We start from the raw sequence: 14132 nt of genomic DNA, 5'->3' as shown, positions 1-14132 counted from the left end.
CATCCATGAAAAAGCAACTTATCCGTCAAACCCGTGAACACTTTCAACACCGCTACCACCAAGCGCCTGAAGCCCTATTTCTGTCGCCGGGTCGCATTAATATCATCGGGGAACACGTAGATTATAATGACGGGTTTGTATTGCCAGCCGCCATAAATAAATACGTTTGTTTTGCCTTTCGAAAAACGGATAATGAAATGATCTCCTTGGATGCGAAAGACATCAACGAATCCTATTCACTCTCTATTCACGACAATTTGGTCCCTGTCGAACCCATGTGGGTGAATTACCTCTTGGGCGTTTTGGACGAACTCAAGCGTCGGAATAAAAAAATAGCAGGTTTTCAAATGACATTTAGCAGCACCGTACCCATGGGATCAGGACTTTCCTCGTCGGCAGCGGTTGAATGCGGATTGGCCTTTGCTTTAAATACGCTGTTTGATCTTGGTCTTTCCCGTCAAGAAATTGCCTTGATTGGTCAGCAAGCAGAGCACCGTTTTGCGGGTGTAAAATGCGGTATTATGGACCAATTTGCTTCCGTTTTTGGCAAAAAAAATAAGGTGATCAAACTTGATTGTACGACCTTGGACTATACTTACTATGAAGCGAATTTAGGAGAATACAGCTTACTACTTTTAGACAGTTGTGTCAAACATACCCACCTCACCTCGGGCTATAATGATCGAAGAAATGAAGTGGAAGTTGGTTTAAAAATGATTCAATCTCAGTTTCCCGCAGTACACACTTTTCGCGATTGTTCGTTGGAAATGATTGAACAGCTCAAAACCGAACTAGGCGATATTATCTACAAACGCTGCCTTTTTGTGGTCAAAGAAATAGCCCGTGTAAGTCAAGCCGTTGCGGCATTGCAAGCCAAAGACTTTTCGTTGTTGGGGCAAACGATGACCGAAACGCACTGGGGACTCTCGAAAGAGTATGAAGTAAGTTGCCCTGAAATTGATTTTTTGGTCGAAACGATTTTACAACAAGAAGGGGTTTTAGGAAGCCGAATGATGGGCGGAGGCTTTGGAGGCTGCTCCATCAATCTGATTCCAAAAGCACAAGAAAAAACAATTATCGCCACCATGAAATCGGCATATTTTGAAAAATTTGGCATCCATTTGAACTACTACCCTGTAAAAATTTCAAAAGGAACCACCCAATACAAAAAAGCATGATGGTTTTTGATCGAAACGAACACCCCCACCGTCGCTACAATCCCTTGCTGGGAGAATGGATTTTAGTTTCTCCACAACGGGCCAAACGTCCATGGCAAGGCCAACAAGAAACTGTGGTTAGCGACACCCTACCTTCTCATGACCCCTCGTGCTATTTGTGCGCAGGAAATACACGTGCCAACGGAGAAATTAACCCTGACTATTCGGACTGTTTTGTCTTTGACAATGACTTTGCCGCCTTATTGAATCGGGAGGTGCAATATACCGCTCCACCCGATTCTTTTTTTACACTTCAACCGGAACGCGGCATCAATCGGGTGGTATGCTTTTCGCCCTACCACCATTTGACCTTAGCCGAAATGAACGTAACGGCCATTGAAAAAGTCATTTCCACTTGGCAAAGCGAATTCGAGCAATTAGGGCAACTGGATTACATTAACCATGTTCAAATTTTTGAAAACAAAGGTGCCGTTATGGGATGCAGCAATCCACATCCCCACGGTCAAATCTGGGCGCAGTCGTCCCTGCCTACTCAAGTAGCCAAAACACACGAACATTTGACCCGCTATTACCAACAAAAGGGAACGAATTTACTGAGCGATTACGTTCAAGCAGAAATACAGGCCAAAGAGCGTGTGGTGTATAGCAACGCCCATTGTATCGTTGTGGTTCCGTTTTGGGCAACTTGGCCCTATGAAACGCTATTACTTCCCAAACGAACGATTGCAACTATCCTTGAATTTACAGCCGCCGAAAAAGCCTCATTTGCCGAGGCCATAAAAGTACTAACCGTGAAGTACGACAATCTTTTCCAAACCTCTTTCCCCTATTCGGCGGGAATACATCAAGCACCTACCGATGGAATGCCTCACCCTGAATGGCATTTGCACATGCATTTTTACCCGCCATTACTGCGCAGTGCATCGGTCAAAAAATTTATGGTAGGCTACGAAATGCTAGGCGAAGCACAACGCGATATCACGCCCGAGCAAAGTGCCGCCCTCCTTCGGGAAACCTCCAACCAACATTATAAACAAACGTAGTATGAAAACATTGGCTACCCAAGATTACATTGTCTTTTTCCTGTATTTTATTCTTATCGTTAGCTACGGAGGCTACATTTATTATAAAAAGAAAAAAAAGGAAGCCGACAGCAAAGACTATTTTTTGGCTGAAGGTTCGCTTACCTGGTGGGCGATTGGCGCATCATTAATCGCTAGCAATATCAGTGCAGAACAATTTATCGGTATGAGTGGCAGCGGCTTCAAAATGGGATTAGCAATCGCCACTTACGAATGGATGGCCGCATTCACCTTGCTTATTGTGGCCGTATTTTTTATCCCCGTGTATTTGAAAAATAAAATCTATACCATGCCACAATACCTGCACCAACGCTATAACGGTCAAGTAGCCATGATTATGTCGGTATTTTGGCTTTTGCTGTATGTCTTGGTCAACCTTACCTCCATTTTATATCTTGGCGCCTTGGCCATCAGCAGCATTTCGGGCCTAAACCTCACGTTTTGCATGGTCGGTTTGGCTGTTTTTGCCCTTGTGATTACCCTTGGCGGTATGAAAGTCATTGGCTACACCGACGTGATTCAGGTGTTCTTTTTGATTTTGGGCGGACTCGTGACGACCTATCTCGCGTTGAATTTAGTGGCCGAACAATACGGTACTACTGGCGTTTGGAACGGGTTTACGTTGATGAAAGCAAATGCTTCCGATCATTTTCACATGATTTTTGACAAAACCAATCCCAACTACATGGACCTTCCCGGTTTGTCGGTTTTGATTGGAGGAATGCTCATCATCAATTTGAACTATTGGGGTTGTAACCAATATATTACCCAACGGGCCTTGGGTGCCGATTTGAAGACAGCCCGTGAAGGGATTTTGTTTGCCGCCTTTTTAAAATTACTCATGCCGATTATCGTGGTCATCCCAGGCATTGCGGCCTATGTATTGCATCAAAACGGCTACTTTGGAAACGAATTGATGCAAGACGGTAGTCTAAATCCAGACCGCGCCTATCCTACCTTGTTGAACCTACTCCCTGTGGGGTTGAAAGGACTCTCCTTTGCCGCATTAACCGCTGCCATTGTGGCTTCTTTGGCAGGAAAAGCCAACAGTATTGCAACTATTTTCACCTTGGATATTTACAACAAAAACCGAGCGCAACCGGCATCTGAAGCACAATTGGTGAAAGTAGGGAAACAGGTCGTCATCGCCGCATTACTCATCGCCATCCTCGTCGCACCTTTTTTAGGCATTGACAAAAAAGGAGGATTCCAATACATTCAAGAATACACAGGTTTTGTGAGCCCCGGTATCTTTGCCATGTTTATCCTTGGCTTTTTCTGGAAAAAAACAACCTCCAATGCCGCTTTATTTGCCACGATCGGCGGATTCTTACTGTCGTTGGGATTCAAATTCTTACCGGGCTTGCTGAATTTAGAATTCCTCTACAGCAGCGGTTTTGCCGTTCCCAATGCCGACGGCCTTTATGAAATTCCATTTGTCGATCGCATGGGCTTTGTATTTCTTTTTTGTGTTTTGGGTATGGTAGCCATCAGCCTTTATGAAAACAAACGTGGCGTGAAAACCAACGGCCTTGAAATAGAGGCCGCCCTTTTCAAAACATCCCCCGCATTTACGGTGTGGAGTTTGCTGGTGCTTGGCATTCTAGCGGCGTTGTATACGGTTTTCTGGTAATTGCAGGGTGTGGGCATGGTTGAGCATGCGACTTACTTTCCGAAAAAGATTTGGAAAATGCGACCGAAACTCTAAAGGCGTTTCATAATAATGCTCGATGACCACCGCCAAAAACTCGTATTCATTGGTAAAGGCATAATCCCGAAAATAATTGGATTCCACGATCTGCCGTTGGATATGCGGGTGCTTCACAAATTCCATAAGTCCCTTAAAATGCATTTTAAATAACGACGCCGAAGTGCTGCGTTGTGCCAACCCTTTACGGTGTAAAACATGCGTAAACTCATGAATCCCCAAATTCAAATTATCGTTATCTACCGAATGTCCCTCGAGCAAATCAGCCCATGAAAAAACCACAGCACGAGCCACAGGATTAAATTCACCTTTATGATACTGCTCCGTAATTGTTGAATAGTATACTTCAGGATATACAATAACGCGCTCAAAAACCGAGGTTAGATAATCCCGAAATCCAAACGTCAGCATCACATACGTACCTGCCACCAAAATACGCATCTCATCAGTTATTGTAAGATCTTGTCCATGAAAAGTATAACGTTCCAAAAAACAAGCTACTCGATGCGTAAACTCACGCTGACGACGTGGTGATAAGCGACGATAAAAAGAAAAATAGTGCCGAACCAATGCATTTTGATTAGGAGTCAAGGTTTTGTACTTCATTCGAAAAGGAAGTCGCAATGTACGGCCAATGAGTACCGCCAACAAATAGTCGAGAATATGAATGAAGAAGTATAGCACAACCGCACCCAATAGCAAAACCATTACCAATATCATGGAAAAAGTCAACCAGTCCTCCATAGTCGAAAACCCAAAGATAACAAAATACAACGTGCACTCACTATCCGAAAACAAGCGTTTTAATTTCGTAACCCGTTTCCTCTGTCATTTTGTAGGTAAACCTTTGATTTGATTTTTGGCAGCCGCAAGTCCCTATACCCCAAGAAAGCGGGTTCCCGTGCTCCACTGTATCGTGCCTACGGTACCCTCCGTCACGGATGCCGTTGCGCCCGGGGCTGGATACATCTCAAGTGCTGTAATGAGGGTTTTGAAAAAGACTTTTACCCCAACGCCGCCCTAAAAATTCAACGCCGATGACTTATTAAATTACTAGGGTGAAAAGAAATTTTAAAATAAATTTTAATACCACGAAGGGGAGTCAACTCCGTTGATCCCTCAAAGCTCCGCTTTGAAAATAACTAGGGTGAAAAGAAATTTTAAAATAAATTTTAATACCACGAAGGGGAGTCAACTCCGTTGATCCCTCAAAGCTCCGCTTTGAAAATAACTAGGGTGAAAAGAAATTTTAAAATAAATTTTAATACCACGAATGGGATTCAACTCCGTTGATCCCTCAAAGCTCCGCTTTGAAAATAACTAGGGTGAAAAGAAATTTTAAAATAAATTTTAATTTCTTTTCACCCTAGTTATTTATTCGTGACCGCGGAGGGATTCGAACCCCCAACCCTCAGAGCCGAAATCTGATATTCTATCCAGTTGAACTACGCAGCCGTTATATTATTCTAGACTTTATTTTAAGCCAACAACTTTTTTACGATGGTAGATATTGTTTTTCCATCGGTTTTTCCCGCTAAAGCTTTAGAAGCTATGCCCATGACCTGACCCATAGCGGCCATTCCTGAGAATCCATTTTCAGCAATGATTTGAGCTACAGCCGCTTCTACCTCAGCCTCTGACATTTGAGCGGGTAAAAACTTTTCAATAACCGCCACTTGAGCCAATTCGGGTTCAGCCAAATCTGTTCGTCCTTGCTCCGTAAAAATGGCAGCACTGTCCTTACGTTGCTTCACCAATTTCTGCAATAACTTAATTTCATCGTCCGCAGAAAGGGTATCCGAGGCACCTGCTTCCGTTTTGGCCAATATAATCCCAGATTTAATCGCACGCAAAGCTTCAAGGGCTACGGTATCCTTGGCACGCATCGCGTTTTTCATTTCTTCCATAATTTGGCTTTCCAAACTCATTTCTTTGTCTTTTAGGGGATTAGAAACCAGCAACACTTCAATTGCCAATTTGCGATGCCAAAGGTAAAAAAATAACCCGAAAGAAACAATTCCTTCGGGTTACCCATCTTTAATTAACTTATGATTTAATCTACATTATCGTGCAAGAATGAATTGTTGGAACGCAATTGCACATCGTCATTGCTATCGGTTCCGATAGACATTCTAGACGTATTGGAAGTGGGCTGATTGGCTGACAAATCAACTCCCATGCGTTTGTACGCGGGTTCTTTTTCTAACTCATCCACACGTGATGGATTGTTGTGAAATTTGTAATTAAACTCCTTCAACTTCCGACGACGTTCTTCTGCGCGCATTTTTAAAGTTTCTTCAATGGTTAACTCCACAGGCGACAACTCATCAGCGGCATATTTTGGCATCACCGGTTCAGCAGCGACTTTGGTGGTAAACTGAAGTGTTTCATCCACTTTCTCTTCCACTTTTGCTACTGGCGCTGCAGGTTTTGAAGTACCCAAAAGCTCATTCTCAATTTCCATATACTCTTCCAAAGAGTAACGAATTACGCCTTGATCAACTTCAGTCATGGGAACAAACTCAATAGGTTCGTTCACCTGAATATTTTTCGTTTCATCCGTCAAATCAAAAACCAATTTTGACGTTTCTGCTACAGGGGATTCAGATACTTGTAAAGGTAAATCAAACGTCAATGTCGCTTGCGTTTCTTCCGCAAAAGAAATAGTTTGTGGTTCGTTTACTTTGATTTCTTGAACAGGCGTTACAGGAGCTGTAAATCCGAAATCCAAGTCCTTAATAGGAGAAACAATTTCAAAAGTAACGTCCAAATTACGGATAAACTCATTCATCGGGATCAAAGCTTCTGCCTCAACTGCTGGCGTAAATACGGGCGCAACTACCTCTTCTTCCAACAATTCAAAAACCACTTTTTCCTCTACGGGAGCCGTTGTTTCAAAAACCGGAGTGATGGGAGTTTCTACGGGACTTTCAAAAACGGGTACCGAAGGCTGAATTAAATCACGCACTAAACGTTGCTCGTCTTCCAAAGAATGGATGATTTTTTTGGGCTCAGTGTTCACAATCTCGGCTTGTTGATCGGTGGTGAACCCGGTAGCGATGATAGTAACGGCAATAGCTTCTCCCAAGGTTTCATCTTCACCAACCCCCATAATGATGTTGGCATTGAACCCAGCTTCGGCTTGAATATGATCGTTGATTTCACCAATTTCATCAATGGTAATTTCACTAGTCCCAGAAACGATAAGCAACAATACGTTTTTGGCACCATTAATTTTGTTATCATTCAACAACGGCGAATCTAAGGCCGCAATAATGGCATCTTTGGCGCGGTTATCACCCGTCGCAGTAGCCGATCCCATAATAGCTGTACCACTATTCGACAATACCGTCTTGGCATCTTTCAAGTCGATGTTTTGTGTATAATGGTGCGTTATGACTTCAGCGATTCCGCGTGAGGCCGTAGACAAAACCTCATCGGCTTTGGAGAACCCAGCTTTGAAACCAAGATTTCCATAAACCTCGCGTAATTTATTGTTATTGATAACGATGAGCGAATCTACTTGTTTACGTAAACGTTCAACCCCAGCCATCGCTTGTTCGGAACGAACTTTCCCTTCAAATTGGAAAGGAATCGTCACAATACCAACGGTAAGAATATCGCGTTCTTTGGCCAATTGAGCAATCACAGGAGCAGCACCCGTTCCAGTTCCACCTCCCATACCGGCAGTAATAAAAACCATTTTGGTATTGCTGTCCAACATTTTTTCAATCTCGGCAATACTTTCAATCGCAGACTGCTGACCGACTTCAGGATTGGCACCCGCACCAAGCCCTTCAGTCAACCCCACACCCAATTGGATTTTATTGGGAACAGGACTGTTTTGCAAAGCCTGTGCATCCGTGTTACATACCACGAAGTCTACACCTTTGATTCCTTGTTTGAACATGTGGTTGATGGCATTGCTTCCGCCGCCGCCAACACCGATTACCTTAATAACATTTGATTGGTTTTTAGGCAAATCAAATGAGATGCTTCCAAATTCTGAGTTGCTCATCATACGATTTTGGTTTTGTTTGTATTTTGCTGTCTACTTATTCTGCGTTATCTAAAAAATCTTTAATCTTATCGACATACCGATCAAAAAACGATCGTCGAATGGTACTCTCGGTACTCGGTGCTTGTGGAGTTGTCGCTACAGGTTCTTCTACCTCTTGCGTGACGGAAACCACAGGCGGCACCTCATTTACTGGGACTACAGGCGGTACAGGGGCTGCAACGGGTTGAGGCGCTTGTTGCAATTCAATACGGTAAGCACTTTGGGTATTGTTTGCCACACTATTCATCACCAATCCAACGGCTGTGGCATACAACGGACTTGAAATTTCCTCACTAGAATTTCCCGCCAAATGTTCGTTGGGATACCCAATACGCGTGTCCATTCCCGTGATGTATTCAACCAATTGTTTTACATGTTTCAACTGTGAACCACCTCCCGTCAATACAATCCCAGCAATCAATTTCTTGCGTGGATTTTCATGGCCATACGCTTTGATTTCGGCAAAAACTTGTTCAATGATTTCAACCACGCGGGCATGAATAATTTTGGATAAGTTCTTTAGCGAAATTTCTTTGGGGTCACGTCCACGAACCCCGGGTATCGAAACGATTTCATTGTCTTTATTTTCTCCTGGCCAAGCCGATCCAAACTTCACTTTCAACAACTCTGCTTGCTTTTCGATAATTGAACAGCCTTCTTTGATGTCTTCGGTAATCACATTCCCACCAAAAGGAATTACAGCCGTGTGACGAATAATTCCATCTTTGAAAATAGCCAAGTCGGTTGTTCCCCCTCCGATATCAATCAAGGCAACACCAGCCTCTTTTTCTTCCTGACTCAATACGGCATCCGCAGAGGCTAAAGGCTCTAACGTTAGGCCCGATAATTCAATACCCGAACTTTGGACACATCGCCCAATATTTCGGATAGAAGACGCTTGTCCAACGACCACATGGAAACTTGCTTCCAAACGCCCCCCGTACATCCCGATAGGCTCTTTGATGTCGGATTGACCGTCAATCTTGAACTCTTGCGGCAACACGTGAATAATCTCTTCCCCAGGCAACATCGCCAAACGACTTACTTGATCGACCAACAATTGAATATCCTTTTCGCTAATCACCTCTTCTGGATTGCTGCGGATCAAATAATCGGTATGCTGGATGCTGCGAATGTGCTGTCCTGCAATCCCAACGACTACATCATTGATTTTGTAACCGGAATTTTCCTCGGCTTCTAATACCGCTTGTTGGATGGATTGAATGGTTTGGGTAATGTTGTTGACAACCCCACGGGAAACGCCCAAACTTTTGGCTTTTCCAACGCCCAAAATTTCCAATTTCCCATACTCGTTTTTCTTTCCGATCATGGTCACAATCTTGGTTGTTCCAATATCTAATCCTACGGCAATGCTTTCTTTCGGGTTCATAGTTCAAAAATGGTCACTTACTGTTTGTTTATCGGGTGCATACAACTTGGTGGATAAACCGTAAATTGATGCGTTTATATTTTTCTAGTGTACTGTCTTTCACTGCTTTTTGGAAGAAGGCTTTGTAATTCAAAAACTTTCGTTCCGGATGCACCAATTGTCCAAATTCAATGACAAAGGGGTGATTGCGCGAAGCCATTTCCAGACTTTTATCGTTTAACACGCGTACACTAATTATATTTTTTTTCAAAAATGGATCCTTCTGCATCATGGCCATCACTGCGGTAAGCTTCGGCATCACTTCATCGGTGATTGAACCAGTCAGCAAGGGCACTCGAGCGGTGTAATGATTGGACAAAGGCATTTGTTTTCCATTTTTATCCAAATAATACGACGTTTCGCCTACCATAACGCGCGCTACAGGCGTTCGTTGTACGACTTCAGCCCGCAATACTCCGTCAACACTTACGTAAACCTCTGATTTCTCAACCATTGGATTTTTATTGACAGAAGACTCCAATTTATCCAAATTTAATTGCTCTTTAGTAATGCTTCGCAGGTCACTTTTATTTTCTATTAACAATTTATTAACCGTTTCCTGGCGCATAAAACTGTTGCTTTCACCTACAAAAACAACCTCTGTTTTTTGCAGGGATCGACGGCCATTGCGCAGCGAGGAAAAAGCATACAAAAACCCCGCCAATCCTAGGATTAGCACCAATCGAATGGTGGACCAAGTGTTGCTATTTATGCCCATATTTTTTTAATTTCTGGAACCATTTCACCAATATCGCCAGCCCCTATTGTTACCAAGACAGGAGTGTTAATTTGGGGGATTTGTACCCTAAGTTCTTCCTTGCTCAAAAGTCTCACCTCAGTAAGCGTCATCTTACTCATTAACCAAGCTGAGGTTACCCCTTCGATAGGCAATTCACGCGCGGGGTATATATCCAACAAAATTACTTCGTCAAACTGGGATAAACTGGCTGCAAAACCCTCAATAAAATCCTTTGTTCGGCTAAATAAATGAGGTTGAAAAATAGCCGTCACCTTTTTTCCGGGATACAATTCGCGTACCGCTTGATGTACCGCATTAATTTCCGTCGGATGGTGTGCATAATCGTCTATATACACCTTTTCAGGAGTTTTAATTTGATACGAAAAACGACGTTGCACGCCTTGAAATGAAGCCAAAGCTTTAGCAATGGAACCGGTTGGGGTGCCGTACGTGTAAGCCATTGCTAAAGCGGTTAAGGCATTCATTAAATTGTGATGCCCTGGCAATCCAAAGGCAATATTGTAAATCGTTTCTGTGGGTGTTTTAACATCAAACACATAGGCGCTGTTTTCCACCCGAATATGATGTGCGACAAAATCGGCCTCTTCATTAATCCCTAAGGTTGTTCCCTCCAAGGGCAATCCTTTGGGCACAAACAAATGTTTTGGATTGGAAACTTTGGCCGCAAATTCTCGGAAGGATTCCTCAATCGCCGTAGCATCTCCATAGATATCCAAATGGTCGGCATCCATTGAGGTTACACAAGCCAAATCAGGATGTAAATGCAGAAAGGAACGATCAAATTCATCGGCTTCCACTACCGAAATTGTTTTTCCGTGTCCAATCAAATTGGAATGGTAATTTTCAACAATTCCTCCCAAAAAGGCGGTCACATCGGCACCACTTTCATAGAGAATATGACCCAAAATACTTGATGTAGTTGTTTTTCCGTGCGTTCCTGCCACTGCAAAACAATAAGTACCTTGGGTAATTAAACCTAAAACTTCTGCCCGCTTTTTGATGACAAAGCCTTTTTCAACCAAATAGTTCCACTCCGCGTGATTTTGGGGAATGGCGGGCGTAATGACCACCAGTGTAGTGTCTTTCGTAAAAGTCGACGGAATCGCTGCAATGGAATCTTCAAAATGAATGGGCATACCGCCTGCAACCAACTCATCGGTGAGACGCGTAGGTGTTTTATCATAACCGGCCACGTTTTTTCCTATGAATTGGAAATACCGCGCAAGGGCACTCATCCCGATGCCTCCGATTCCGATGAAATAGACGTTATGGATTTGGTTTAGATTCATATTTATGTTAAAATTCAATGGCAAAATCAATGGCAATGGCAATGTTCAATTTCAATGATTTTCATAGCTCTGACTATTTCCAACAGCATTCTTATTGTTATTTCTAATTGTTATTGTTACTGCACCAATTTTATTATTTCTTCAACGATATCACGAGTAGCATTGGGTTTAGCCAACTTTTTAATATTTTGACATAATTCCTGTTGCCAATTTTCATCGGATAACAACATTGAAAAAGTGCTTTCAAATTTTTCATCCAATTCGTCCTCGCGTAACAATACCGCTCCGCCTTTATCCACAATAGCCTTAGCATTTTTGGTTTGATGATCTTCGGCCACATTGGGCGAAGGGATAAACAACGTTGGTTTTCCCACCAAACACAATTCTGAAACCGAAGAAGCGCCTGCTCGGGAAATCACCACGTCGGCCGCGGCATAAATCAAATCCATTCGGTCAATAAACGCAGTCACTTGCACATTCGGTTTCTCATTCAAATGTTTGTATTCTTCAAAATAGAGTTTTCCACATTGCCAGTACACTTGAATCCCTTGTTCCAACAAAAAATCAAGTTCTTTTGCCAACAATTGGTTAATGCGACGTGCGCCTAAACTTCCACCCAGCACCAGTAACGTTTTCTTTTTTGGGTCTAGTTTAAAATACGATTGCCCTTCTTCGCGTTTATCCGACAATTCAAGCAAATCTTGACGCACAGGATTCCCTGTGACAACAATTTTCTCTTTAGGAAAAAAGCGTTCTAAATTTTCATACGCCACACAAATCGCATTTGCTTTTTTACTCAACAATTTATTGGTAATGCCTGGATAGGAATTTTGCTCTTGAATCAAGGTAGGAATGCCTTTACTATTGGCCATTTGCAATAAAGGGCCGCTAGCAAATCCGCCAGTTCCAATGACCACATCGGGCTGGAAGCGATTCAAAATACGTCGGGACTTCCATAAACTGCTCAACAATTTAAACGGAAACATCATGTTTTGTAGTGTGAGTTTTCGTTGCAATCCTGCAATCCACAATCCCTCGATAGCATACCCTGCTTGAGGTACTTTCTGCATTTCCATTTTATCCTCGGCACCTACAAAAAGAAAATCAGCGTCAGGAAAACGTTGTTTTAACGCATTGGCAATTGCAATGGCCGGATAAATATGTCCGCCAGTTCCCCCACCGCTCAATATGAATTTATACTTTTTCATGGCTAACGATTTAAAACAGCATTCATCGGATTATCATCTTCATTTTGCCCTTGGTTTCCCGCACGTTCGGCTTCCTCTTCTTCCAACAATTGTTTATCAATCAACCGTTGTAAAGCTTCCTCACGACGTTGTTTATCGGCTTCTTCTTGCGCAATTTCCTCTTCTTTTTTGGTCACACTCAAGATAATTCCCAAAGCAATACAAGTCATCCATACCGAACTTCCCCCCGAACTGATTAAAGGAAGCGTTTGACCTGTAACGGGCAACAATTCAACGGCTACTGCCATATTGATTAACGCTTGAAAAACAATAGGAAATCCGAGACCGATGACGACCAACTTGCCAAAAAGCGTATTGGCTTTGTGAGAAGCTATCACAAATCGGAAGAGTAAGAGCATGTAAAAAAACAGGATCGTCAATCCGCCCATCAACCCATATTCTTCTACGATAATGGCATAAATAAAGTCGGAAGACGATTGCGGCAGAAAGTTTTTTTGGACACTTTTACCGGGTCCCAACCCATAAACATTCCCAGAAGCTATCGCAATTTTGGCCTTTTCAATTTGATAATCATCCTCACCGGGTTTGTCGGAGGTAAAATTTTCAATACGGCTTTTCCACGTATCGACGCGGTTGGGAAAGGCTTTGGGAAAGGCAATGACTAGAAGCACAAAAAACGAAGCTGCCGCCACCGCTAAAGCCAAAATGAGTCCGATATATTGCAACGGATATTTCCCGATAAAGGCAATCATTAGCACCATGGCAAACAACAAGGCTGCCGTGGAGAAATTGGCTGGAAAAATCAATCCTAAGGTAATAAAAACTGGAAGCCAAAGGTCGACTAATGAATTTTTAAACGTCAGTGGGGTTTCCCGAGTTTTGGAGAGGTAGCGTGCCACATATACGTACAACACTATCGCTGCAAAAGTTGACGTTTGGAACGAAATGCCCAGAAACGGAATTTGAATCCAACGACTCGCATTGGCCCCGTCGATTACAGTTCCTTTGACGAGTGTATAGCCCAACAACAGCCACACAAAGGGCAACGCTATTCGAGACACCCCTCTGAAATAATGGTAAGGAACTTTATGTATTTTGTAAATGATAAAAAACCCAATGATGATATGCACCGCATGCTTAATCAAGTAGGTAAGCGTGTTTCCTGTACCATGACGCATATAGGCCAAATTACTACTGGCGCTAAATACGGGCATAAAGGAAAACACCGCCAAGAAGGCGACTAGCGCCCAAATGACTTTATCTCCGTGTAAGCTGTTAATCAGGTTTTTCATGGGTTATTTTATTTTCTATCCTAAACACGAACCGAACCATTGATGGTCTACTTGCATTGAAACGACAGCAATGCAGCATGACATGCAACCTTTTGGTTCTCGGCTCCTTCTGCACCCTCTTGTAAA

11 protein-coding genes and 1 tRNA gene are annotated in these 14132 nt (G+C 42.9%); 3 read left to right on the top strand and 9 right to left on the bottom strand.

Translation table 11 applies throughout. The features are described 5' to 3' along the window. Positions 1–5: 5 nt before the first annotated feature. The 3 genes from galK to BUC17_RS07640 are packed head-to-tail and all read left to right on the top strand — an operon-like array spanning position 6 to position 3893. Positions 6–1178 carry a galactokinase gene (gene galK, locus BUC17_RS07650; protein ID WP_073363091.1) on the top strand — a complete coding sequence of 391 codons (1173 nt, stop codon included), beginning with the start codon at positions 6–8 and terminating at the stop codon, positions 1176–1178. Beyond that, positions 1175–2221: a UDP-glucose--hexose-1-phosphate uridylyltransferase gene (locus BUC17_RS07645; RefSeq protein ID WP_073363089.1), complete on the top strand. Its 1047-nt coding sequence runs from the start codon at positions 1175–1177 to the stop codon at positions 2219–2221. Before galK ends, BUC17_RS07645 begins: the two co-directional genes overlap by 4 nt. A 1-nt stretch (position 2222) precedes the next feature. Continuing rightward, the gene (locus BUC17_RS07640; protein WP_073363088.1) at positions 2223–3893 is read left to right on the top strand and encodes a sodium/sugar symporter; all 1671 of its coding nucleotides are present in this window, start codon (positions 2223–2225) and stop codon (positions 3891–3893) included. Here the strand turns inward: BUC17_RS07640 and BUC17_RS07635 are convergent. From BUC17_RS07635 to BUC17_RS07595, 9 genes are all read right to left on the bottom strand, one after another. Continuing rightward, on the bottom strand, positions 3864–4712 hold the full coding sequence (locus tag BUC17_RS07635) for a zinc-dependent peptidase (protein ID WP_073363086.1): 849 nt from the start codon (positions 4710–4712) through the stop codon (positions 3864–3866). The genes BUC17_RS07640 and BUC17_RS07635 overlap by 30 nt on opposite strands. Before the next feature lie 637 nt (positions 4713–5349). Next, positions 5350–5423, bottom strand: a tRNA-Arg gene (locus BUC17_RS07630). A 23-nt stretch (positions 5424–5446) separates the two neighbouring features. Continuing rightward, the gene (locus tag BUC17_RS07625; RefSeq protein ID WP_073363186.1) at positions 5447–5896 is read right to left on the bottom strand and encodes a GatB/YqeY domain-containing protein; all 450 of its coding nucleotides are present in this window, start codon (positions 5894–5896) and stop codon (positions 5447–5449) included. A gap of 125 nt (positions 5897–6021) precedes the next feature. Further along, positions 6022–7989, bottom strand: coding sequence for a cell division protein FtsZ (gene ftsZ, locus BUC17_RS07620; RefSeq protein WP_073363085.1), 1968 nt, complete (start codon positions 7987–7989; stop codon positions 6022–6024). Between the two features lie 34 nt (positions 7990–8023). Further along, positions 8024–9418 carry a cell division protein FtsA gene (gene ftsA, locus BUC17_RS07615; RefSeq protein WP_073363083.1) on the bottom strand — a complete coding sequence of 465 codons (1395 nt, stop codon included), beginning with the start codon at positions 9416–9418 and terminating at the stop codon, positions 8024–8026. Between the two features lie 28 nt (positions 9419–9446). Beyond that, on the bottom strand, positions 9447–10175 hold the full coding sequence (locus tag BUC17_RS07610; protein ID WP_073363081.1) for a cell division protein FtsQ/DivIB: 729 nt from the start codon (positions 10173–10175) through the stop codon (positions 9447–9449). Further along, a complete protein-coding gene (gene murC / locus BUC17_RS07605) occupies positions 10166–11506 on the bottom strand; it encodes a UDP-N-acetylmuramate--L-alanine ligase (protein ID WP_073363080.1) in 1341 nt (446 codons plus the stop codon). Before murC ends, BUC17_RS07610 begins: the two co-directional genes overlap by 10 nt. 116 nt (positions 11507–11622) lie before the next feature. Further along, the gene (murG, locus tag BUC17_RS07600; RefSeq protein ID WP_073363078.1) at positions 11623–12714 is read right to left on the bottom strand and encodes an undecaprenyldiphospho-muramoylpentapeptide beta-N-acetylglucosaminyltransferase; all 1092 of its coding nucleotides are present in this window, start codon (positions 12712–12714) and stop codon (positions 11623–11625) included. A 2-nt stretch (positions 12715–12716) separates the two neighbouring features. Further along, a complete protein-coding gene (locus tag BUC17_RS07595) occupies positions 12717–14006 on the bottom strand; it encodes an FtsW/RodA/SpoVE family cell cycle protein (protein ID WP_073363077.1) in 1290 nt (429 codons plus the stop codon). Between the last annotated feature and the right edge of the window lie 126 nt (positions 14007–14132).

Source organism: Flavobacterium fontis (assembly GCF_900129405.1).
GTDB classification, from domain to species: Bacteria; Bacteroidota; Bacteroidia; order Flavobacteriales; family Flavobacteriaceae; genus Flavobacterium; species Flavobacterium fontis.
Note: the sequence above shows the minus strand (reverse complement) of the source record. Positions and strands in the feature narration are given on the sequence as shown.